The 21,722-nt window shown below is 71.2% G+C and carries 24 protein-coding genes; 6 read left to right on the top strand and 18 right to left on the bottom strand.

Annotated elements, in window-relative coordinates:
- Positions 1 to 7: 7 nt before the first annotated feature.
- Entirely contained in the window at positions 8 to 1,039 is a 1,032-nt protein-coding gene (cobT, locus tag QR78_RS23385; RefSeq protein ID WP_048429989.1) for a nicotinate-nucleotide--dimethylbenzimidazole phosphoribosyltransferase, read from the bottom strand.
- Positions 1,040 to 1,188: 149 nt separating this feature from the next.
- On the opposite strand from cobT, the gene cobS reads away from it, so the two are divergent.
- The 3 genes from cobS to QR78_RS23370 are packed head-to-tail and all read left to right on the top strand — an operon-like array spanning position 1,189 to position 2,957.
- Positions 1,189 to 2,049 carry an adenosylcobinamide-GDP ribazoletransferase gene (gene cobS / locus QR78_RS23380; protein WP_082172031.1) on the top strand — a complete coding sequence of 287 codons (861 nt, stop codon included), beginning with the start codon at positions 1,189 to 1,191 and terminating at the stop codon, positions 2,047 to 2,049.
- Positions 2,049 to 2,255: a DUF1289 domain-containing protein gene (locus tag QR78_RS23375; protein WP_048429988.1), complete on the top strand. Its 207-nt coding sequence runs from the start codon at positions 2,049 to 2,051 to the stop codon at positions 2,253 to 2,255. The genes cobS and QR78_RS23375 overlap by 1 nt, the downstream gene beginning before the upstream one ends.
- 3 nt (positions 2,256 to 2,258) lie before the next feature.
- Positions 2,259 to 2,957, top strand: a complete 699-nt coding sequence (locus QR78_RS23370; RefSeq protein WP_048429987.1) for a retropepsin-like aspartic protease family protein — start codon at positions 2,259 to 2,261, stop codon at positions 2,955 to 2,957.
- A gap of 22 nt (positions 2,958 to 2,979) precedes the next feature.
- Here the strand turns inward: QR78_RS23370 and QR78_RS23365 are convergent, their stop codons facing one another.
- The 4 genes from QR78_RS23365 to QR78_RS23350 all read right to left on the bottom strand — a co-directional run bounded on the left by QR78_RS23365 (position 2,980) and on the right by QR78_RS23350 (position 8,337).
- A complete protein-coding gene (locus tag QR78_RS23365; RefSeq protein WP_048429986.1) occupies positions 2,980 to 3,855 on the bottom strand; it encodes a bifunctional helix-turn-helix transcriptional regulator/GNAT family N-acetyltransferase in 876 nt (291 codons plus the stop codon).
- A 135-nt stretch (positions 3,856 to 3,990) separates the two neighbouring features.
- Positions 3,991 to 4,794, bottom strand: a complete 804-nt coding sequence (locus tag QR78_RS23360) for a Bax inhibitor-1/YccA family protein (protein ID WP_048429985.1) — start codon at positions 4,792 to 4,794, stop codon at positions 3,991 to 3,993.
- A gap of 235 nt (positions 4,795 to 5,029) precedes the next feature.
- Positions 5,030 to 7,633: an ABC transporter permease gene (locus QR78_RS23355; RefSeq protein WP_048429984.1), complete on the bottom strand. Its 2,604-nt coding sequence runs from the start codon at positions 7,631 to 7,633 to the stop codon at positions 5,030 to 5,032.
- An 8-nt stretch (positions 7,634 to 7,641) separates the two neighbouring features.
- The gene (locus QR78_RS23350) at positions 7,642 to 8,337 is read right to left on the bottom strand and encodes an ABC transporter ATP-binding protein (protein WP_048429983.1); all 696 of its coding nucleotides are present in this window, start codon (positions 8,335 to 8,337) and stop codon (positions 7,642 to 7,644) included.
- 98 nt (positions 8,338 to 8,435) lie between these two features.
- Here QR78_RS23350 and QR78_RS23345 point away from each other — a divergent pair, with 98 nt between their 5' ends.
- The gene (locus QR78_RS23345; RefSeq protein ID WP_082172032.1) at positions 8,436 to 9,107 is read left to right on the top strand and encodes an arylesterase; all 672 of its coding nucleotides are present in this window, start codon (positions 8,436 to 8,438) and stop codon (positions 9,105 to 9,107) included.
- A gap of 5 nt (positions 9,108 to 9,112) precedes the next feature.
- Positions 9,113 to 9,679 carry an RNA 2',3'-cyclic phosphodiesterase gene (thpR, locus tag QR78_RS23340; protein ID WP_048429982.1) on the top strand — a complete coding sequence of 189 codons (567 nt, stop codon included), beginning with the start codon at positions 9,113 to 9,115 and terminating at the stop codon, positions 9,677 to 9,679.
- 553 nt (positions 9,680 to 10,232) lie between these two features.
- Here thpR and coaA read toward each other — a convergent pair.
- The 13 genes from coaA to QR78_RS23275 form a co-directional block, all read right to left on the bottom strand.
- Positions 10,233 to 11,264, bottom strand: a complete 1,032-nt coding sequence (gene coaA / locus QR78_RS23335; RefSeq protein WP_048429981.1) for a type I pantothenate kinase — start codon at positions 11,262 to 11,264, stop codon at positions 10,233 to 10,235.
- The gene (locus QR78_RS23330; RefSeq protein ID WP_048429980.1) at positions 11,261 to 11,584 is read right to left on the bottom strand and encodes a phosphoribosyl-ATP diphosphatase; all 324 of its coding nucleotides are present in this window, start codon (positions 11,582 to 11,584) and stop codon (positions 11,261 to 11,263) included. The genes coaA and QR78_RS23330 overlap by 4 nt, the downstream gene beginning before the upstream one ends.
- Before the next feature lie 94 nt (positions 11,585 to 11,678).
- A complete protein-coding gene (gene hisF, locus QR78_RS23325; protein WP_048429979.1) occupies positions 11,679 to 12,461 on the bottom strand; it encodes an imidazole glycerol phosphate synthase subunit HisF in 783 nt (260 codons plus the stop codon).
- A 10-nt stretch (positions 12,462 to 12,471) separates the two neighbouring features.
- The gene (locus QR78_RS23320) at positions 12,472 to 12,963 is read right to left on the bottom strand and encodes a DUF29 domain-containing protein (RefSeq protein ID WP_048429978.1); all 492 of its coding nucleotides are present in this window, start codon (positions 12,961 to 12,963) and stop codon (positions 12,472 to 12,474) included.
- Between the two features lie 58 nt (positions 12,964 to 13,021).
- Positions 13,022 to 13,783 (bottom strand): 1-(5-phosphoribosyl)-5-[(5-phosphoribosylamino)methylideneamino]imidazole-4-carboxamide isomerase, encoded by a 762-nt coding sequence (gene hisA, locus QR78_RS23315; RefSeq protein WP_048429977.1) that lies wholly within the window; start codon positions 13,781 to 13,783, stop codon positions 13,022 to 13,024.
- 44 nt (positions 13,784 to 13,827) lie between these two features.
- The gene (hisH, locus tag QR78_RS23310) at positions 13,828 to 14,487 is read right to left on the bottom strand and encodes an imidazole glycerol phosphate synthase subunit HisH (RefSeq protein ID WP_048429976.1); all 660 of its coding nucleotides are present in this window, start codon (positions 14,485 to 14,487) and stop codon (positions 13,828 to 13,830) included.
- 61 nt (positions 14,488 to 14,548) lie between these two features.
- Positions 14,549 to 15,040: a DUF2628 domain-containing protein gene (locus tag QR78_RS23305; protein ID WP_048429975.1), complete on the bottom strand. Its 492-nt coding sequence runs from the start codon at positions 15,038 to 15,040 to the stop codon at positions 14,549 to 14,551.
- 30 nt (positions 15,041 to 15,070) lie between these two features.
- Positions 15,071 to 15,673, bottom strand: a complete 603-nt coding sequence (hisB, locus tag QR78_RS23300) for an imidazoleglycerol-phosphate dehydratase HisB (protein WP_048429974.1) — start codon at positions 15,671 to 15,673, stop codon at positions 15,071 to 15,073.
- Positions 15,674 to 15,794: 121 nt separating this feature from the next.
- Complete coding sequence (locus QR78_RS23295; RefSeq protein ID WP_048429973.1) at positions 15,795 to 16,673, bottom strand: S-methyl-5'-thioadenosine phosphorylase; 879 nt, start codon at positions 16,671 to 16,673, stop codon at positions 15,795 to 15,797.
- A gap of 64 nt (positions 16,674 to 16,737) precedes the next feature.
- On the bottom strand, positions 16,738 to 17,649 hold the full coding sequence (locus QR78_RS23290; RefSeq protein ID WP_048429972.1) for a cytochrome c1: 912 nt from the start codon (positions 17,647 to 17,649) through the stop codon (positions 16,738 to 16,740).
- Between the two features lie 83 nt (positions 17,650 to 17,732).
- The gene (locus QR78_RS23285) at positions 17,733 to 19,019 is read right to left on the bottom strand and encodes a cytochrome b (RefSeq protein WP_048429971.1); all 1,287 of its coding nucleotides are present in this window, start codon (positions 19,017 to 19,019) and stop codon (positions 17,733 to 17,735) included.
- A gap of 42 nt (positions 19,020 to 19,061) precedes the next feature.
- On the bottom strand, positions 19,062 to 19,625 hold the full coding sequence (gene petA, locus QR78_RS23280) for a ubiquinol-cytochrome c reductase iron-sulfur subunit (RefSeq protein WP_048429970.1): 564 nt from the start codon (positions 19,623 to 19,625) through the stop codon (positions 19,062 to 19,064).
- Positions 19,626 to 19,942: 317 nt separating this feature from the next.
- Positions 19,943 to 21,247 carry an MFS transporter gene (locus QR78_RS23275; protein WP_058617116.1) on the bottom strand — a complete coding sequence of 435 codons (1,305 nt, stop codon included), beginning with the start codon at positions 21,245 to 21,247 and terminating at the stop codon, positions 19,943 to 19,945.
- 253 nt (positions 21,248 to 21,500) lie between these two features.
- Here QR78_RS23275 and QR78_RS23270 point away from each other — a divergent pair.
- A partial coding sequence (locus QR78_RS23270; protein WP_048429997.1) for a 6,7-dimethyl-8-ribityllumazine synthase occupies positions 21,501 to 21,722 on the top strand: 222 nt, incomplete at its 3' end.

Here is a 21,722-nt window from a genome sequence, read left to right as displayed (position 1 = left end):
GACCGCGTCAGGCGACCGGACCCGACACGCCAGCCTGCTCGAAGGTCGCCATCTCGCGGTGGCAGGCCACCGCCGCCTTGACGACGCCGAGCGCCAGGGCGGCGCCGCTGCCCTCGCCGAGGCGAAGGCCGAGGTCGAGGAGCGGGCGCAGGCCGAGGCGCTCCAGCACCGCGGCGTGGTTGCCCTCGGCCGAGACGTGGCCGGCGAGGCAGTGGTCGAGGGCGCGGGGATCGACGGCGTGGAGGAGCGCCGCTGCCGCGGTCGAGACGTAGCCGTCGATCACCACCGGCACCCGCTGGAGCCGCGCGGCCAGGATCGCGCCCGCCATGGCGGCGATCTCGCGCCCGCCGAGGCGGGCCATCACGGCGAGCGGATCGTCGAGATGCCCCTGGTGGCAGGCGAGCGCCGCCTCCACCGCCGCGACCTTGCGGGCGTGCCCCGCCTGGTCCACGCCGGTGCCGCGGCCGACCCAGGAGGCCGGCTCGCCGCCGAAGAGTGCGGCGTAGATGGCGGCCGCGATCGTGGTGTTGCCGATGCCCATCTCGCCGACGCCGAGGCCGTCGGTGCCCGCCGCCACCGCCTCCATGCCGAACGCCATCGTGGCGACGCAGGCCTTCTCGGTCATCGCCGGCTCGGTGGTGATGTCGCCGGTCGGCATGTCGATGGCGAGGTCGAACACCTTGAAGCCGAGGCCGTAGGCGCCGCAGATCTGGTTGATCGCCGCGCCGCCGGCCGCGAAGTTGTCGAGCATCTGGCGGTTGACCGCCGACGGGTAGGCCGAGACGCCGCGCTCCGCCACGCCGTGGCTGCCGGCGAAGACGCAGACCAGGGGCCGGTCGAGGGTCGGCGGCGCCTTGCCCTGCCAGGCCGCCATCCAGGCCGCCAGAAACTCGAGCCGGCCGAGGCTGCCCGGGGGCTTGGTCAGCACCGAATCGCGGGCCGAGACCTCGGCGGCCGCGGATTCGTCCGGCCCCGGCATGGTGGCGATCAGGCGGCGGATGTCGTCGAACGGGGCGGCATCGGTCGTGTCGGCGGTCATGGAATCTCTCGCTCCGCGGGGGTTTCCCCCGCCGGGGCGGGTCTCCCCCGCCCGGTGGGCTATCGTGGGCCGAGCAGATACAGCAAAATGCCGGGCGGGGGCGAATCCGGTGTGCGGATCGCGTCCGGGTATCGGGATGCGTCGAGGCGATGGCGACGGATGTGAGGGCAGGGCCGGACGAGGCCGACGACGCGTTCGAGCCGCCACCGCCGAACGAGGGGCCGTGGCCGCCTCTGCGCGACCTCGCCGCCTGCCTGCGCTTCTACAGCCGCCTGCCGGTCCCGGCCCTGCCGGGCGAGACCGACCGGCACGCCGCCCCCGATTTCCGGACCGTGCCGCGGATGCTGCCGCTCGCCGGCCTGGTGATCGGCCTGCCGGGCGCGGTCGCGCTCGCGGCCGGGCTGTCCCTCGGCCTCGGGCCGTTCCTCGCCGCGACCCTGGCGCTGACCTTCTCCACCCTGGTCACCGGGGCCCTGCACGAGGATGGGCTCGCCGACGTCGCCGACGGGTTCGGGGGCGGCCTGACGGTGGCGCGGCGCCTCGAGATCATGCGCGACAGCCGCATCGGGGCGTATGGTGCCGCCGCCTTGGTCCTGTCCTACGCCTTGCGCATCGGCGCGCTGGCGACCCTCGCCGACCGGATCGGCTGGCGCGTCGCGGTCGCCCTGCTGGCGGTCGCGGCGTTGTCTCGCACCGCCGCCCTGTGGCCGCTCTGCCGCCTGCCGCCGGCCCGCCCGGACGGCGCCGCCCACGCGGTCGGCCGGCCGAGCGGCGCCACCCATGCGACCGCCTGGGCGCTCTGCCTCGCGGTGCTGATCGCAGCCGGCCTCCTCGGCCTGCCCTGGCTCGGCCTCGCCCTCGCCGGGATCCTAGCCTTCGTCGCCGCCTGGACGCTCGCCCGGATGGCCGCGCGCCTCGTCGGCGGCCAGACCGGCGACGTCATCGGCGCGAGCCAGCAGACCGCCGAGATCGCCGCCCTCCTCGCCCTCGTGATCGCGATTCCCGCCTGATGCCCGCTTCCTCTCCCTGCATCCGCCTCTGCGTCCTCGATCCCGTGACCGGCCTGTGCGAGGGCTGCGGCCGCACCGGCGACGAGATCGCCGCCTGGGGCGCCCTCGCCGAGCCGGAGCGGCTGCGCATCATGGCGGGGCTGCCGGCCCGGCTCGCCGCGGCCTATCCCGAGCCCGAGCCGGTCCCGACTCCCGCGGTCGCCTGATCGGTGCCGGGCGCGGTCGGCATCGGGCTCCTGCTGCTGGCCGGCGCCTACGCGCTCAGCGCCGTCGGCGGGCGCGAGATCGCGGGCTTGCGCCCCGACGAGGCGGCGGGGCTCGCGGGCGGTCTCGCCGCCGCGCTGCTGCTCCTCAACGGCGTCGGGAACCGGTTCCGGACGGGCTTCGGCGAGGGCATCCTCGCCCTCCTGATCTGGGGCATCGTCGGCGCCGGGCTCGGTTCCCTCTACGTCTATCGCGACCAGGCCCGCGACCTCGCCTTCCGTACCCTCGGCGAGATGGATCCGGGACAGCCTGTCCCCGGTGCCGGCCGCGAGGTGACGATCGCCCGCCGGGTCGATGGCGGCTTCACCGTTCAGGCGGCGGTGAACGGGCGGCGCCACGCCTTCGTGTTCGATACCGGCGCCAGCGCGGTGGTGCTCACCGCCGAGACCGCCGCGGCTTTGGGCCTGCACCCGGCGCCGTCCGCCTACCGGGTCCAGGTCCAGACCGCCAACGGCCGCACCGCCGCCGCCCCGGTGGTGCTCGACACGGTGGCGGTCGGCCCGATCACCGAGACCCGCGTCTCCGCCCTGGTCACCCGGCCGGGGGCCCTGAGCGTGAACCTCCTCGGGATGAGTTTTCTGGAGCGCCTGGCCTCCTACGAGGTGCGGGGCAGCCGGTTGATCCTTCGTGGAGCCAAGGGGTGAGACCAAGCGGGGCCCGCGCCCGTCACAGCCGCTTCTCGAAGAAGAAATCCGGGTAGGGATCGTCGTTGAAGCGGTCGATCTCGACCCAGCCGGTGCGGCGATAGAGCGCCAGCGCCTCGGTCAGCGCGCTGTTCGAATCGAGCCGCAAGACCGCGATCCCGATCTCGCGCGCGGCCGCCTCGGCGGCCTCCATCAGCCGGCGGGAGAGGCCGAGGCCGCGGGCGGAGGGGCAGACCCAGAGCCGCTTGATCTCCGCCGTCTCGCCGCCCTTGCCCTTCAGGCCGACGCAGCCGATCGGCAGCCCGTCCGAGACCGCGACCAGGAACGCGCCGCGCGGCCGCATCATGTCGGCAGCCTCCGGGTCGCGGGACAGCGCAACGTCGAAGCCGGTCGAGAGGCGCCGGCCGAGTTCGGCGTAGTAGGCGGCGAGGCAGTGGCGTGCCGGTTCCCCGCGCGGATCGGCCTCCTCGATCGCGATCCGGTCGCGGCCGAGCGCCGTGGCGACGAGGTCCATGGCGCGGAGCAGCTCCTCGCCCTTCGGAAAGCGGGCGAGCAGGTCCCCCGCCCGGTCGTTCGACAGTGCCTCGTAGGCGGAAAACTCGCGCCGTCCCGCCTCGGTCAGGGCCGCGACCCTGCGACGGGCATCGCCCGGGTGGGGCAGCGTGACGACCAGCCCCTCCTCCTCCAGCCCGCGCAGGAGCCGGCTCAGCAGGCCGGAATCGAGCCCGAGATAATCCCGGATGGCACCGACCTCGCCGCGCCCATGCCCGATGGCGTTCAGCACCCGGGCGCTACCGAGCGGCCGGCCGCGGCCGAGGAACGAGGTGTCGAGCGCCCCGACCTCGGCGGTCACGGCCCGATTGAAACGGCGGATGCGGCTGATGGCGTCGATCGACATTCACCTGACTTAAGTCAGTTATTTTTTGCCGTCAACGGAGTCGGTGTGCTCCAACGAAAAAAGCCCCGGCCGCTGAAGGCCGGGGCTTCTCGTCGGGTCCGTCCGGGGGTCGTGCTCGCCCCCGGGGACCGATGCTCAGTTGTTCCGGTTGCCCATCAGCGAGAGCAGGAACTGGAACATGTTGATGAAGTCCAGGTACAGGGTCAGGGCACCGAACACCGACACCTTGGCGGCCGTCTCGCCGTCGAAGTTGCCGTAGAGGTACATCTCCTTGAGCTTCTGCGTGTCGTACGCGGTCAGGCCGGCGAAGATCAGGACGCCGATGACCGAGATCGCGAATTGCAGCGCGCTCGAGGCCAGGAAGATGTTGACCAGGCTGGCGATCACCAGGCCGATCAGGCCCATCACCAGGAACGAACCGATGCCCGAGAGGCTGCGGGTCGTCGTGTAGCCGTAGAGGCTCAGGCCGCCGAAGGCCGCAGCGGTGATGAAGAAGACCTGGACGACGCTCGCCCCGGTGTAGCGGATCAGCAGCGTGGAGAGCGACGCACCCATCACCGCCGCGAAGGCGAAGAAGGTGGTGCGGGCCGTCGCCGCCGACATCCGGTCCATGCGGAACGAGAACAGGAAGATGAAGGCGAGCGGCGCGAGCGCGATCACCCACATCAGCGGGGTGGCGTAGAGCGTGCGGCCGAAGCTGGTGAGCGGGACCGAGCCGATCCGCGCCACCGCGTCCGCCGACGAGGTCGCCACCGCGAGCTTGTTGATGCCGATCGCCACCAGCCCGGAGATGCCCAGGCCGATGATCATGTTGTTGTAGACGCCGAGCATGAACGCGCGCAGGCCCTGGTCGACCTGCACCTGGCCCTGGGCGTAGCCGGTGGGGCCGCCGTAGCCTGTCGCGTTGCCCTGCCGGAAGGGGCTGTTCTCGAATGCCATGGGAGATTCCTTCGGAAGCTCTCTAGCGTGGATGATCGTGATGCGAGGCTCTCACGCGACCCTCGGACGCCCGGGGGCGTCATGCCGGTATCCGGTCCCTCGCGGTGCCGAACGCCTTGACCGGAATATGTGGCGGGCAGGGAGGGCGCACAAGGGCGTGAGACGGCCATGACCGGCCGCGGAGCGGCAAAACGCAACGTCCATCCGCCGCAGGGCGGCGGATGGATTAAAAATACTAAAGATTTCGTAGGTACTGCGCCGGCTTCTGCCCGAGGATGCGCCAGGTACCGGCGAGCCCGAGCAGGATGGCGGCCGCGACCGCGAGCGCGGCGGCCAGCACCGCCCCCGACAGGTCGAGGGCGAAGTCGAGCCGCATCACCCTGGTCAGGATGACGTAGCCGGCGAGCGTACCGGCGGCGAGCCCGAAGAGCGCCGTGGCGAGACCGAGCGCGCCGTATTCCATGGCGTAGGCGGAGAGCAGCCGCCCCCGCGTGGCGCCGAGCGTCTTCAGCACCACCGCGTCGTAGAGCCGGGCCCGGTGGCCGGCGGCGAGCGCGCCCGCGAGGACGAACAGGCTGGTGGCCACCGCCACCGCGCTGGCGCCGCGGATCGCGAAGACGAGCTTGCCGACGAGGTCGTTGACCGCGTCGAGGGCGTCCTTCACCCGCACGCTGCTCACCGAGGGAAATTCCTTGGCCGCGTCGCGCAGGATCCGGGCCTCGAGGGCGGTGTCCGGCCCCTCCGGCAGGGTGAGCGTCGCGAGGTCGCTGTGCGGCGCCCCCCGGAAGGTGCCGGGCGAGAACACCATCACGAAGTTGATGCCGAGGTTGCGCCATTCGACGTGGCGCAGGTTGGCGATGGGGACGGTCAGGCTGCGGCCCAGCACGTTGACGGTGACGGTGTCGCCGACCTTGAGGTTCAGGCTGCGGGCGAGCTGCTCGTCGAAGGAGACGAGCGGCTTGCCCGCCTCCTCGCCCTTCCACCAGCGGCCCGCGGTGATCGTCGAGCCGTCGGGCAGGTCCTCCGCGTAGGTGATGCCGCGGTCGCCGTCGAGCACCCAGGCGGCGTCCTCGCCGGCCTTGATCCGGCCGGCCGGCACGCCGTTCAGCGCCGTGATCCGCCCGCGCATCATCGGCACGCGCTCGATCTTGGCCCGCGGCGCGGCGCGGCCGAGAAACTGGTCGAAGGCCTCCGCCTCGCGGCCCGGGATGTCGAGGAAGAACAGGCTCGGCGCCTTGGCGGGCAGCGAGCGGGTCAGCGTCCGGGTGATGTTGGCGTCGATCAGGCTCAACGCCACCAGCAGCGTGATACCGAGGCCGAGGGAGAGCACGATCGAGGGGGTGAGCGCGCCGGGACGGTGGAGGTTGGCCAGCGCCAGCCGCGGTGCGGCCCGGCGCGGGCGCGGCAGGCGGCGGGCGAGCGCCATCAGCCCGAGGGCAACGAGGCGAAGGAGCCCGAAGGCGAGCCCGGCCGCCGCGATGAAGATCAGCGCCACGGCGCGGTCGTAGGCGGTGGCGAGCGCCAGCGCGACGAGGCCGGCGAGCGCCAGGGCCAGGACCGCGAGGTAGCGCGGCCGCGGCCGGCGCCGGTCGGGGTCGACGGTGTCGCGAAACAGCCCGGACACCGCGACGTCGTGGGCGCGCCCGAGCGGTCCGATCGCGAAGGCGAGCGCCGTCAGCACCCCGTAGAGGGCCGCGACCGCGAGCTCGCCCGGCGCCAGCGTCGGGTTGAGCGGCAGCGGCAGCAGCGCCCCGAAGGCGGCATCGAGGGCGAAGGGCAGCACGGCGCCGACCACGAGGCCGGCCAGGATACCGATCCCGGCGATCAGCATCACCTGCACCAGATAGATGCCGACCACCTGGCTCCCCGGCGCGCCGAGACTCTTCAGGGTCGCGATCGAGGCGCGCTTGCGCTCGACGAAGGCCCGCACCGCGTTGGCGACGCCGACCCCGCCGACGAGAAGCGCGGTGAGGCCGACGAGCGTCAGGAACTGGGTGAAGCGCTCGATGCTGCGGGCGAAGCGCGGATCGGCGTTGAGTCGCGAGCGGACCTCCCAGCCGGCCTCCGGCAGGGCCTGGCGCGCCTCGCTCATCACCCGCTCGACCGCCGCGTCGTCGCCCTGCGGCAGCATCACCCGGTAGACGAAGCGGTTGAGGCTGCCGGGCTGGACGAGGCCCGAGGCCTTGAGCGCGTCGAGGGAGACCATCAGGCGCGGTCCGAAGCCGATGCCGCCCGCGATCTTGTCGGGCTCGCTCGTCAGCACCGTGCGCAGCACGATCTCGGCCCCGCCGACGGTGAGGCGATCGCCGAGCTTGAGGTCGAGGCGGGCGAGGAGCGCCGCGTCCGCGGCGGCGCCATAGGTGCCGTCGCGCAGGGAAAAGATCTCGGAGGGCGGCAGCGGCGGCTCGGTGACGAGGTCGCCCACCACCGGGTAGTCGGGACCGACCGCCTTCAGCTCGACGAGGGCCGCGCCCTTCTCCCCGGCCGAGGCCATGGCGCGGGTGAAGCCCACCACCGAGACGCGGCCGCGCGCGTCGAGAAAGGCCCTTTCCTGCGGGCTCGCCTCCCGGTGGATCAGCCCGAAGGTCACGTCGCCGCCGAGGATCTTCTGGCCCTCGCGGGCGAGCCCGTCGGAGAGCGAGCGCGACAGCGAGGCGACGCCCGCGATGGTGGCGACCCCGATGGCGATGCAGGCCAGCAGCACCGTGAAGCCGCGCAGGCCCCCCCGCAGCTCGCGCAGGGCGAGGCGCAGCGTCAGGGGCAGGCGCGACGGACGACCGGCCCCGGCAGGACGATCGGGAGACCGACCGCCGGGGAGCGTGGGGAGGCTGCCGTGCATGGGGGTCCTTACGCGCTCACCGCGGTATCGATCAGGCCCGAGCGCAGCCGCACGGTACGGTCGCACAGCCGGGCGAGGCCGGGATCGTGGGTGACCAGCACCAGGGTCGCGCCGCGGTCGCGCTTGAGGGAAAAGAGCAGGTCGACGATCTGTGCGCCGGTCGCCTCGTCGAGGTTGCCGGTCGGCTCGTCGGCGACCAGGATCGCGGGTTCAGGCGCGATGGCGCGGGCGATGGCGACGCGCTGCTGCTCGCCGCCGGAGAGCTGGGCCGGGTAATGGTGCAGCCGGTGCCCGAGGCCGACCGCCTCCAGTTCCCGGGCCGCCCGCTCATGGGCGTCGGGCGCGTCGGCGAGTTCGAGGGGCAGCGCGACGTTCTCGAGCGCCGTCATGGTCGGCACGAGGTGGAAGGACTGGAAGACGATGCCGATGCGCCGGCCGCGGAAGCGCGCCAGCGCGTCCTCGTCGAGCCCGGCGAGGTCGGTGCCCTCGACCACCACCCGCCCCGAATCCGGCCGCTCCAGCCCGGCCATGGTCATCAGCAGGGTCGACTTGCCCGAGCCCGACGGCCCGACGAGGCCGACCGCCTCGCCCGGGGCGACGTCGAGCGAGATCCCCTTGAGGATGTGGACCCGGGCGGCGCCGCGGCCGAGGCTGAGATCGACGCCGTGGAGCGCGATCGCCGGTCCGGTGGCCTTGTCGGTCATGCGCGAAGAGCCGATCTGTACGCGGCGACCGGATCGGTCGCGGCCGGAGGTGACGAGTGGGACGGACCAACGCAAGACAAGCGGCCCGCCGGCCCGATATGGGCCGTGCAACCCTGGTCCGCCATGATGGCCGCCGCGCGGCACTCGCATTTCTGATCGTGTCGCTGCTGATGACCCTGACCTCGCCGCTTCGCGCCGCGGAGCGCACGCTGAACCTCGTGGCCTTGGGCGACAGCCTCACGGCCGGCCTCGGCCTGCCGGCGGACGCCGCCTTCCCGGTCCAGCTCGAAGCCGCCCTCAAGGCGCGCGGCCACGCGGTGACGATCGCCAATGCGGGCGTCTCCGGCGACACCGCGACCGGCGGGCTCGACCGGGTGGCGTGGTCGGTGCCGGACGGGACCGACGGGGTGATTCTGGAGCTCGGCGCCAACGACATGCTGCGCGGCACCGACCCGGCGGTGACCGAGAAGGCCCTCGACGCGATCATCTCGGGGCTCAAGGCCCGCGGCATCCCGGTGCTGCTCGCCGGGATGCGGGCGGCACCGAATCTCGGGCCCGATTACGGCCGGCGCTTCGACGCGATCTACCCGCGTCTCGCCGCGCGCTACGGCCTGATCCTCTATCCGTTCTTCCTCGACGGGATCGCGGGGGACCGCAGCCTCAACCTGGCCGACGGCCTGCACCCGACCAAGGCGGGGGTGGCCCGGATCGTCACCGGGATCCTGCCGAGCGTGGAGGATTTCGTGACGCGCCTGCGCAAGGGAGCGTAGCCGCCATGCCGCGCCTGTTCACCGGGATCGAGGTCCCGCCCGAGACCGGCCTCATGCTCGGGGCCTTCCGGGGCGGGCTGCCCGGGGCCCGCTGGGTCGAGCCATCGGATTACCACGTCACGCTGCGGTTCATCGGCGACGTCGACGGCGGGATGGCCGAGGAGATCGCCGCGGCTCTCGCCGAAGCCAGGTCCCGCCCTCCCCTGACGCTGACCCTCGACGGGCTCGCGAGCTTCGGCGGCGAGCGGCCGCACGCGCTCTTCGCCCGGGTGGTGCCCGATCCCGATCTGTCGGAGTTGCAGGCCGAGCACGAGCGGATCCTGCGTCATCTCGGGGCGGAGCCGGACACCCGGCGCTTCACCCCGCACGTGACGCTGGCGCGGCTCAAGCGCGGCGCCGGCCAGGACGGGGTGGCGCAATATCTCGCGATGCAGCCGGTCTTTCCGCGGCTGACCTTCACCGCCCGGCGGGTGGCGCTCTATTCGGCGCGGGATTCGGTCGGCGGCGGTCCCTACGTGGTCGAGGCGGCCTATCCGCTGGAGGAAGATCCGGACGGCCTAGGCCCGGACTGAGCGGATCTCGCCGAAGCGGTCACCGGTTCGGCGGCAAAAATCTGCGATAAAGCAAGAACCTCCGCGGACTTGCGTTGGCCTGCCCGCGGTACACGACAGTAAAGAAAGTGGAGGCCACCACGCGGGCGTTCCACCCCCTTTCCCGGACGACTGGAGCGTCAGCGGAAGGAGATCCGGGATCCAGCAGAGGACATGCCGCGAAGCGGCTCGACCTGTTGCACCGTCGCAGACAATGAGACGCTTCGCGGCTTTTCGTGCTGGATTCCGGATCTCCTTCCGCTTCGCTTCAGTCGTCCGGAAAAGGGGTTGGTTTGCAATGGGTCATTGCAATGGGTCATGGAGCCTGCTGAACGGTTCCCGGCCAGGGTCGTGTACCGTGTGGCCTGCCGACGCGCGTCCGCCGAGGCCTCCCCCAAACGGGTGATGGCGGCGCCACCCCGATCCCATAAAGTGGTCGGACTGCCTCGCTCATCGGCATGCGCCCACGCCATCGACCTCCAAGTCTCGAACTCGGCGTGGGCGCTTCCTTGACCGGATGAGCGATGCGGCGTTCCTACAGCCGGCGCAACGCCACGCTCTCGATCCGATGGCTCGCGCCCTTGGCCAGGATCAGGCTGGCGCGCTGGCGCGTCGGCACGATGTTGTCGCGCAGGTTCAGGAGGTTGATGCGGTTCCACAGCCCGTCGGCGGTGTTCAGGGCCTCCTCCTCGCTGATTTCCGCGTATTTCCGAAAGTACGAGAGCGGATCGCGGAAGGCGGTGTGGCGCAGGCGCAGGAAGCGGTTGACGTACCAGCGGTGCAGGTCGTCCTCGTGCGCGTCGAGATAGACCGAGAAGTCGAAGAAATCCGACACGAAGGGAATCGCGGTGCCGTCCCGCGGCAGGCGCGCCGGCTGGAGCACGTTCAGCCCCTCGACGATCAGGATGTCGGGCCGGTCGACGACCGTCGTTTCCCCGGGCACCACGTCGTAGACGAGGTGGGAGTAGAGCGGCGCCGCGACGTGGCGCTTGCCGGCCTTGATGTCGGCGAGGAAGCGCAGCAGCGTCGGGGTGTCGTAGCTCTCCGGGAAGCCTTTCCGCTCCATCAATCCGAGGCGGTTCAGCTCGGCATTCGGGAACAAGAATCCGTCGGTGGTGACGAGGTCGACCTTCGGGGTGTTGGGCCAGCGGGCGAGCAGCGCCTTGAGCACCCGGGCGGTGGTCGACTTGCCCACCGCGACCGAGCCGGCGACGCCGATGATGTAGGGCACCTTCACCTCGCGCTCGGCGAGGAGGAAGCGCTGGGTCGCCTTGAACAGCCCCTGCGTCGCCGCGACGTAGAGCGAGAGCAGCCGCGACAGCGGCAGGTAGATGGCAATGACCTCTTCCAGCGAGATCGGGTCGTTGAGCGATTGCAGCCGCATCACGTCCTCGGCCGTGAGGGTGAGCGGCGTGTCGGCGCGCAGATGCGCCCATTCCTCGCGGGAGAAGACCCGGTAGGGCGAGAGGTGGTCCGTCGCTTCGTCGAGGCTCGCGGCGAGCTGCGCCGCGCCGAGGGTTGGCGCCGGGCCCGGCCCGAGCCGATCGTTGATGCCCGCCTCGTTCATGCCGGCCTCCTCGCCGCCTTCTCGGCGATGCCGCTCTGGGCGGTGCGCCGCTCCAGCTCGGCCATCACGGCCTCCAGCGGCACCTCGGCGGCGCGCAGCACCACCAGCAGGTGGTAGAGCACGTCCGCGGCCTCCGCGGTCAGCCCGTCGCGGTCGCCCTGCACCGCCGCGATGGCGGCCTCCACCGCCTCCTCGCCGAGCTTCTTCGCCGGTCGCGCCGGCCCGCCGGCAACGAGCTTGGCGGTGTAGGACTCGTCCGGCGAGGCCGCCGCGCGCTCGCGGACGATGCGGTCGAGGTCGGCGAGGGAGAAGGCGGTCATCAGGCTGCCACGTGGTGTTGCGGGCGAACCCTGGGGCCGGCGAAGCCGCGTGGTCAAGCGGCTTCGCACGCCCGTCCCGGCCGCGATGGTCGGGTCAGGGCGTCGGGTCGAGCCGCATGGCGAGGCCGGCCGCCGCCATATGGGCCTTGGCCTCCCCGACGGTGTGCTGGCCGAAATGGAAGATCGAGGCGGCAAGCACCGCGCTCGCGCCCCCGTCGCGCACGCCGGCGACGAGGTCGTCGAGCCCCCCGACGCCCCCCGAGGCGATGACCGGTACGTTGACCGCGTCGCTGATCGCCCGGGTGAGCCCGATGTCGTAGCCCGACCGCATCCCGTCGCGGTCCATCGAGGTGACCAGCAACTCGCCCGCTCCCTTGGCGGCCACCGTGCGGGCGAAGTCGATCGCGTCGATGCCGGTGGGCTTGCGGCCGCCATGGGTGAAGATCTCCCAGCGCGGAGCCTCCCCCTCGCCCGAGACCCGCTTGGCGTCGATCGCCACGACGATGCATTGGGCCCCGAACTTTTCCGCCGCCCGTGCCACCAGGTCCGGATCGTTCACCGCTGCGGTGTTGATCGAGACCTTGTCGGCCCCGGCGAGCAGGAGCGTGCGGATATCCTCGACCTTGCGCACGCCGCCGCCGACGGTGAGCGGCATGAAGCAGGCCTCCGCCGTGCGGCTCACCGCATCGAGCAGGATGCCTCTCGCCTCGTGGCTCGCCGTGATGTCGAGGAAGCAGAGTTCGTCGGCCCCGGCCCGGTCGTAGGCCTTGGCGGCCTCGACCGGATCGCCGGCGTCGCGCAGCTCCAGGAACTGGACGCCCTTGACGACGCGGCCGTCCTTCACGTCGAGGCAGGGGATGATGCGGGTCTTGAGCACGGGCGCCGTTTCAGGTTCGGGGATCGATCGGGAAGTCGCGCGTGAGCATCTCGTCGCGCGAGTAGGGACATTCCTCGGGAAATACGCGCAGCGGAAGGTCGGTTTCCCGCGCGGCGTCGAGGCGCGCCCCGCGATAGGCCCGCACCATCGCCTCGTCGAGCCGCCGTTTCAGGCCCGGACTGTCGGCGAGAACGTCGGCCGCCTGATCACGCTGATCGCGGATCGAAAGCGCCCAGCTTCGCGAGCGACGGTCGGGCTGGTGATCGAACTTCAGCATATGCAGCAGCACGACCCGCCAGGCACTGACGAGGCTGCTCAGTTGCGAGCGTCCCAGCGTCTCGATCTCCTCGGCCAGATTCTCACGGTCGATCGCCGAGAATGCGCCGGCGCGCAAAGCCGCGGCCTGCTCCATCGCCCAGCCGTAGAGATCGTCGTCGTAGGCGGTCGCCGGCCGGGCCGGGCCAGGCCCCGCCGGCTTGAATCTGCGAGTCGCGGTCGTCACGCCGTCACATGCCTCCGGAAGCCTGCCGCGATCCTATCACGGGGCGGGCCCCTCCGCCTCAGCCGGCGGGCCGTGCCTTCTGCTGCTGGGCCTCGGCCCGCGCGATGGCGGCGAGCGCCTCCTTCGGGTCGATGCGGCCGTCATAGAGCGCGCGGCCCGTGATGGCGCCGGCGAGGCTGGCGCAGTCGGGCTCGAGGATGCGGTGGACGTCCTCGATCGAGGCCAGGCCCCCGGAGGCGATGACCGGGATCTTCACCGCCTGGGCGAGGCCGAGGGTCATCGGGATGTTGAGGCCCTTGAGGATGCCGTCGCGGGCGATGTCGGTGTAGATGATCGCGGCGACGCCGGCATCCTCGAAGCGGCGACCCAGCTCCTCGGCCGTCACCGTCGAGGTCTTGGCCCAGCCCTCGACCGCGACACGCCCGTCCTTGGCGTCGATGCCGACGGCGATCTTGCCGGGGAAGCGCCGGGCCGCCTCGCGCACGAAGGTCGGGTCCTTGACCGCCGCGGTGCCGATGATGACGCGGCTGACGCCCTTGGCGAGCCAGCCCTCGACGGTGCGCATCTCGCGGATGCCGCCGCCGAGCTGCACCGGGATCGTGACGGCGGCGAGGATTGCGTCGACCGCCGCGGCGTTCATCGGCGCGCCCGCGAAGGCGCCGTCGAGGTCGACGACGTGGAGCCAGGAAAAGCCCTGCTCCTGGAAGGTCGTGGCTTGCGCCGCCGGGTCGTCGCTGAAGACGATGGCCTGGGCCATGTCGCCCTGCACGAGGCGGACGCAGCGCCCTTCCTTGAGATCGATGGCCGGAAACAGGATCACGCGTCGTCACCGCAAGGCTGGAGTTCGTCGAAAGGGGCGCCCGGTCAGGGGCGCCAGCGCAGGAAGTTGCCGATCAGGCGAAGGCCGAGGGTCTGGCTCTTCTCGGGGTGGAACTGGGTGCCGGCGATGGTGCCGCGGGCCACCATGGCGGTGACCGCGCCGCCGTAATCGGCGCTCGCCACCACGTCGCCGGGCTCGGCCGGACTGAGCGCGTAGCTGTGCACGAAATAGGCGTGCAGCCCGTCCGGGCCGGTCGGGATGCCGTCGAGGAGCGGATGCGGCCGGTGCGCCTGCAGCGTGTTCCAGCCCATATGCGGCACCTTGAGGCCGGGATCGGACGGCGTGATCGGGGCGACGTCGCCCGGGATCCAGCCCAGGCCCGGCGTCACCGCGTATTCGAGGCCGCGGCTCGCCAGCAGCTGCATGCCGACGCAGATGCCGAGAAACGGCCGGCCGCGCCCATGGGCCGCCTCGGTCATCGCCTCGACCATGCCCGACACGGCGTCGAGCCCGCGCCGGCAATCTGCGTAGGCGCCCACCCCCGGCAGGACGACGCGATCGGCCGCCGCGACGGTCGCGGGGTCGGAGGTGACGACGATGCGGGCATCGGTGCCGGCCTCGCGGGCGGCGCGCTCAAAGGCCTTGGCGGCCGAGTGCAGGTTGCCCGAGCCGTAATCGATGATGGCGACGGTGTCGGCGCTCAACGGAGCTTCTCCCGAATCGCGCCGCCGGTCCGGGTGGCGCGTGATGACGTGGTGGCGGGGCTCACCGTTGGCCCTGCGCCTCCGGAAACAGGCCGAGCGCCGGGCTCTCGGACCGGGACTGGGCCGGGGTGACGGGACGCGCCGGGGGGGCACCCATCCGGGCGCCCTCCTCCCGCAACCAGCGGGCGACGAACTTCACCTCGGCTTCCTTGACGTCCGAGGCCGTCACCGCGTCGCGGATCGGGCGCCCGGTGCGGGCATAGGTCCAGCGCCGCAGGGACGAGGCCTCGAGGCCGACGAGCCAGGACAGCAGCAGCGCGATGGCGAAGCCCGCCGCCGGGCTCAACCCCAGCGCGAGCCCGACGAGCCAGACCAGGATTTCGGCCGCCAGCACCAACAGCCCGGCAAGCCAGAGCCTGTGCCAGAAGAACCACAGGGCGGAGAACCAGAAGGCCGGCCAGACGAAGGCATCGGGCACGAGCTTGGCGCTGTCCAGGGCCTCCGGCTCGGCGGGATCGACCTCGTCGGGCACGTGCAGGGTGTAGGTGGTCATCCGTTCCCCCCGGGATCCGTCGTTGCGGCCTTAGAGCGAGCCCTTCGTCGACGGCACGCGGCCGCCCTCGCGGGGATCGACCTCGACGGCGTGCCGCAAGGCACGTGCCAGGCCCTTGTAGCAACTCTCGGCGATATGGTGCTGGTTGTCGCCGTACAGCGTCTCGACGTGGAGCGTGATCCCGGCATTCATCGCGAAGGCCTGGAACCACTCGCGCACCAGCTCGGTGTCGAAGGCGCCGATCTTCTCGCGGGCGAAGGTGGTGCGGAAGACCAGGAACGGCCGGCCGGAGATGTCCACGGCGACCCGGGTCAGTGCCTCATCCATGGGCAGGTGCAGGTCGGCGTAGCGGCGGATGCCGCGCTTGTCGCCGAGCGCCTGAGCGAAGGCCTGGCCGAGCGCAATCCCGCAATCCTCGGTGGTGTGGTGCTGGTCGACGTGGAGATCGCCCGTCACCTTGACGTCGAGGTCGAACAGGGCGTGGCGGGCGAGCAGCTCGAGCATGTGGTCGAGGAAGCCGACCCCCGTGGCGATGCTGGCCTTGCCGGTGCCGTCGAGGGTGAGGGCGACGGAGACGTCGGTCTCGGCGGTGCGTCGATCGACGCGGCCGGCGCGGAGGAAGGTGTCGGTCATCGAAGAGGTGCTGTCGCCAACGGAAAACGGGCTGCCTTGTTAAAAGGCAGCCCGCGGAAATGCCAGGGGTGATCCGGGCTTTATACCGTCGCGCGCATCGACGCGCGAACGCGTCCGGGGCTCAGCCCGCCGCCAGCACCCGTCCGCAGACCGCGTCGAGCTTCGCCATCAGGGCCGGGTCGCGGTGGGTCGGGGCGGTCATGATCGCGCCGTCCAGCGCCCGGTCGGAGCCCGCCGGGCATGGGATCCGCTCGGCCGGGAAATCGCGGGCGAGACGGCTCACCAGGCGGGCGGCCTTGGCGGCGTTGGCGCGGGCGACCGCCACGACGGCGGCGACGTCGACCGCGCCGTGCTCCGGGTGCCAGCAATCGAAGTCGGTCACCATGGCGATCGTCGCGTAGGTGATCTCGGCCTCGCGGGCGAGCTTGGCCTCCGGCATGTTGGTCATGCCGATCACGTCGTAGCCCTGCGCCTTGTAGGTCAGCGACTCGGCGTAGGACGAGAATTGCGGCCCCTCCATGCAGACGTAGGTGCCACCCTTCCTGACCGCGATCTCCTCGGCCTCCGCCGCCTCCAGGATGCGGGCCTGGAGCGCCGGCCCGACCGGATGCGCCATCGAGACGTGGGCGACGCAGCCGTTGCCGAAGAACGACGAGGTGCGGCCGACCGTGCGGTCGACGAACTGGTCGACGAGCACGAACAGGCCCGGATAGAGCTCCTGCCGGAACGAGCCGCAGGCCGAGAGCGCCACGATGTCGGTGACGCCGGCGCGCTTCATCGCGTCGATGTTGGCCCGGTAGTCGATGCCGGAGGGCGAGAGCCGGTGGCCGCGGCCGTGGCGGGCCAGGAAGACCACCGTCGTGTCGCCGATACGGCCGATCCGCAGGGCGTCCGACGGCTCGCCCCAGGGCGAGGTGATCGCCTCCTCGCGCACGTCCTCCAGGCCGGGCAGGTCGTAGACGCCCGACCCGCCGATCACTCCGAGCACGGCCTTGACCATCAGGGTTCTCCTGTAACGAAAAGAGGCCCCTCGCGGGGCCTCTGGCAGGGATGATTGTCCGGCGTCAGCTGGTCTTGTGAAGCTCGGGTTGCAGCCCGTGCGTCTCGCCGCCGACGTCCGACCAGATCTTCTTCTTCACGTAGTAGAGCAGCCCGGCCAGCACCAGCAGGAACAGGATCGCCCGCAGGCCCAGCGACTTGCGCGCCAGGAGGTGGGGCTCGGCCGTCCACATCAGGAAGGCGGTCACGTCGCGCGAGTACTGGTCGACCGTCTCCGGCACGACCGGCTGGCCGTTCGCGCCCTTGGCGTAGGTCACCTGACCGTCGCTGAGGGGCTTGGGCATCGCGATGACGTGGCCCGGGTAGTACTCGTTGTAGTGGCCGCCCGGGGGCACCGTCACGTCCTTCGGCGGCTCTTCCTTGTAGCCGTTGAGGAGGGCGTGGATGTAGTCCGGGCCCTGCTCGGTGTAGCCGACGAAGGGCAGCCAATCGATGATGAACCACAGGCCGCCGCGCGCGAAGGTGCGGGCCTTGGCCATCAGCGACAGGTCCGGCGGTGCCTTGCCGCCGTTGGCGGCGGCCGCCGCCTGCTCGTTCGGGAACGGGGCCGGGATCCTGTCCGCCGGGCGGCCGGGCCGCTCGAACATGTCGCCGGAATCGTTCGGCCCGTCCTTGACCTTGTACTCGGCCGCCAGCGCCTTGATCTGGGCGGCGGAGAAATCCGGTCCGCCTTCCTGCTCCAGGTTGCGGAAGCGGATGTAGTTCAGGCTGTGGCAGTTCGAGCAGACCTCGCGGTAGACCTGGAAGCCCCGCTGCAGCTGCGCCTGGTCGAAGGTGCCGAACATCCCCGAGAAGGTCCACTTCTCGCGGTGCGGCAGCGGCCCGTGATCCTCCGCCGAGGCGGCACCGGCGGACAGGAATGCGGCGAGAGCGGCCGCAAAGAGAGCGCGTGTCCCGCGCGCGCGTGTTCTGATCATTCCCCTCGATGCCCCTTGCGGCGTCGTGATTCTGTTGGGCGGTCGTGAGGCGGGGGCCGGCGGCCCCCGCCCCGCGGCGTCGCTTATCCCTTGGTCGAGGGGGCGGCGGTGGCGCCGGCGGGCATGCCGGAGGAGCCGACCTGCTTGCCCGGGCCGGTGACGCTCTCGAGGATCGAGCCCGGCAGGGGCTTCGGCGTCTCGAACAGGCCGACGAGCGGCATCACGATCAGGAAGTGGGCGAAGTAGTAGACCGTGGCGATACGCGAGGCGAGCACGTAGCCGCCTTCCGGGGGCTTCGAGCCGAGCCAGCCGAGCAGGAAGCAGCAGAAGATGAACACCCAGAAGAACTGGCGGTAGATCGGCCGGTAGTTGGCCGAGCGGACCCGCGAGGTGTCGAGCCACGGCGCGAGCGCCAGGATGATCACCGCGCCGAACATCAGCACCACGCCGCCGAGCTTGTCGGGCACCGCCCGCAGGATGGCGTAGAAGGGCAGGAAGTACCACTCGGGCACGATGTGCGCCGGCGTCACGGCGGGGTTCGCCGGGATGTAGTTGTCGGCGTGGCCGAGGTAGTTCGGCTGCAGGAAGATCCAGTAGGCGAAGAAGGCGAAGAACACCACCACCGCGAACACGTCCTTGATGGTCGCGTAGGGGGTGAACGGCACGGCGTCCTTGCCGGTCTTGATCGGGATGCCGGTCGGGTTGTTCTGGCCGGTGACGTGCAGCGCCCAGACGTGCAGGACGACGACGCCCGCGATCATGAACGGCAGCAGGTAGTGCAGCGAGAAGAAGCGGTTGATCGTCGGGTTGCCGACGGAGTAGCCGCCCCAGAGCAGGCTCTGGATCGTATCGCCGACGATCGGGATCGCCGCCAGGATGTTGGTGATGACGGTGGCGCCCCAGAACGACATCTGGCCCCACGGCAGGGTGTAGCCGAGGAACGCGGTCGCCATCATCAGCAGGTAGATGATCACGCCCAGGATGTAGAGCACCTCGCGCGGGGCCTTGTACGACCCGTAGTAGAGGTTGCGGAACATATGGACGTAGACCGCGATGAAGAACATCGAGGCGCCGTTGGCGTGCATGTAGCGCAGCAGCCAGCCGTAGTTCACGTCGCGCATGATGTGCTCGACGGAGTTGAACGCCTCGGTGGCCGAGGGCTGGTAGTGCATCGCCAGCCAGACGCCGGTGATGATCTGGGAGGCCAGCATCGCGACCAGGATCGCGCCGAAGGTCCAGAAGTAGTTCAGGTTACGGGGAACCGGGAACGCGATGAACGAGGAATGGACCAGGCCGACGATCGGCAGCCGGGCCTCGAACCACTTCGCGATGCGGCTCTTGGGGACGTAGGTTGTAGCGTGTGCGCTCATGGGGCAGCCCGCGTCTGGCGTTGCTTCACGATCGGCGGATGATCAGGCGGTGGCGCCTTCGCCGATGCGGACCTTGGTGTCGCCCTGGAAGGCGTAGGGCGGGATCGGCAGGTTGATCGGCGCCGGGCCACGGGTCACGCGGCCCACCGCGTCGAACTGCGAGCCGTGGCAGGGGCAGCCCCAGCCTTCGTGACCGTTGGCGTTGGCGATCGGCACGCAACCGAGATGGGTGCAGTTGCCGTAGGTCACGAGCCAGCGCTCGTGGCCCGACTTGACGCGGCCCAGGAACGGCGCCGGGTCGATCATGCTGGCGGGGGCGACCGCCTTCATGTCGGCGACTTCCTTCTCCGTGAGGTGGCGCACGAAGATCAGCTTGCCGCGCCAGAACACGTTCACGATCTGGCCGTCGGCGATCGGCGAGAGGTCGACGTCGATCGGCGCGCCGGCGGCGATCGTCTCGGCGTCCGGGGCCATCGAGGCGACGAAGGGCCAGGCGAGAGCGGCGGCCCCGACCACGGCGCCCGCGCCGGTGGCGAGGAACAGGAAGTCCCGGCGGGTCGACCCGTGGGGATGCGCAGCGTCGGACGGGGCGGCGGTGGTGGCCAAGTTCCGGCTCTCCCGAGAAATCGTTGCGAGAAATCGTTAGACGGCGCGGACCGCCGCCCGCGGGGCGCGCGGCTGGAAGGCCCGCTGGAAGGGTCGGCGGGGTTCTCGTGACCCCGATCCTGCCGGACCGAAGCACCTCCCCGCTCATGGCGGCAATGCGACCGGGCGTCGCCGCGCGGGTAGCTCTCTGGCACGGCCAAGCCCCGGAATCCAGGGCGAAAAGGCGTGTCGAACCAGAGGAATTCCAGATTTTCGCAGAGTGTGTTGCCGTGCCCCGGGGCGGCCCGCGAGAGCCGCCCCGGTCGGTTGCGGACGGCCTATTCGGCAGCGGCGCCGACGCGGCCCGGGACCGCGGGTGCGCCGGTATGGCTCAGGCGCAGCACGGTGATCATGCCGACGATGCCCGCGCAGGCGATCAGGAGCAGGCCGCCGGTGAAGCTGCCGGTCCAGTCCTTGATCGCGCCGACGGCGTAGGGGGCGACGAAGCCCGACAGGTTGCCGATCGAGTTCACCACCGCGATGGCACCGGCGGCGGCGGCCCCCGACAGGGTCTCGGTCGGCAGGGTCCAGGTGATCGGGAGCGCCCCGAAGATGCCGAGCGCGGCGCCGGAGAACAGCACGACCTTGACGATCGGGTCGCCGACCAGCGCCGCCCCGACGGTGCAGAGCGAGGCGCAGGCGAGCGCCGCCGCGAGGTGATGGCGCCGCTCGCGCTTGGCGTCCGAGCGCTTGCCCCACCACAGCATGCCGACGGTGCCGACGGCGTACGGGATGATCATCACGAAGCCGGTCTGGGCGTTGGTGAGCCCGAAGCCCTTGAAGATCTGCGGCAGGAAGAAGCCGAAGGCGTAGAGCAGCGCCACGGCGCCGAAATACACGACCGCGATGGCGAGCACCCGCGGGTTGAGGATCTCCTGGGTCAGCGGAACGTGACCCTGGCGCGGGTTGCGGGCGGCCTCGGCGGCGAGCGTCTGCTCCAGCCAGGCGCGCTCGTCCGGGGCGAGCCACTGGGCGTCGGCCGGGCGGTCGGTGAGGTAGAAGTAGGTCATCACCGACAGCACCACCGCCGGCAGCGCCTCGATCACGTAGAGCCACTGCCAGCCCTTGAAGCCGAGCACGCCGTCGAGCTCGAGCAGCAGGCCGGAGATCGGCGAGCCGATGACGCTTGAGAGCGGGATCGCCACCATGAACAGCGAGACGATGCGGGCCCGGTAGGCGGCCGGGAACCACAGCGTGAGATAGAAGATGATGCCCGGGAAGAAGCCGGCTTCGGCCGCGCCGAGCAGCAGGCGCATGATGAAGAAGCTGGCCTCGCCGCCGATGAACGCCATGCCGCCGGAGATCAGGCCCCAGCTCAGCATGATGCGGGCGATCCAGCGCCGCGCCCCGAACTTCTCGAGCGCGAGGTTCGACGGCACCTCGAAGATGAAGTAGGTGATGAAGAACAGGCCGGCGCCGAGACCGTAGGCCGTCGCCGAGATGCCGAGATCCTTGTTCATGCTCAGCGAGGCGAACCCGACGTTCACCCGGTCGAGATAGGCCACGAAGTAGCAGACGATGAGGAACGGGATCAGGCGCCAGCTGATGCGCTTGATCGTGCGGGCTTCGATGTCGGACGTCACGGCGGTCCCCTCCCGGGCGGACTTGTTGCGGCGCATTTCTTGTTGCGGCCGGGTTCGCGGCCCGGCACCGGCGCCCGGGATGACCGGATTGTTATCGATTGGCAAGCAGCGACGATCTGCGGAGGCCCGCGCTCTTGTGGGAGGGGCCGCTTCTGGTCTAGTGCTCCCCTCCCCCGCCGGTGATGCATCGCAGCGAGGCCGGAAGGCCGCGCGCTCGCCCCGGCGCCGTTCGAGATCTTTGAAGAAGTTCGCCATGGTCACGCCACGCCGAGACAGCGGCGCCGTCAGGCCCCAGCTCACCGGAGCCCGGGTGCTCGTCGTCGAGGCCCGCTACTACGAGGACATCGCCGACGAGCTGCTCGCCGGCGCGACGGCCGCCATCGCGGCTGCCGGCGCCGAGGCCGTGGTCGTCACGGTGCCGGGGGCGCTGGAGATCCCCCAGACCATCGCGATCCTGCTCGAGGCCGCCGCCCGC

Origin of the sequence: Methylobacterium indicum (assembly GCF_001043895.1) — a bacterium.
GTDB lineage: Bacteria > Pseudomonadota > Alphaproteobacteria > Rhizobiales > Beijerinckiaceae > Methylobacterium > Methylobacterium indicum.
The sequence above is the reverse complement of the archived record's forward strand: the minus strand, read 5'-3'. Positions and strand labels throughout refer to the sequence as shown.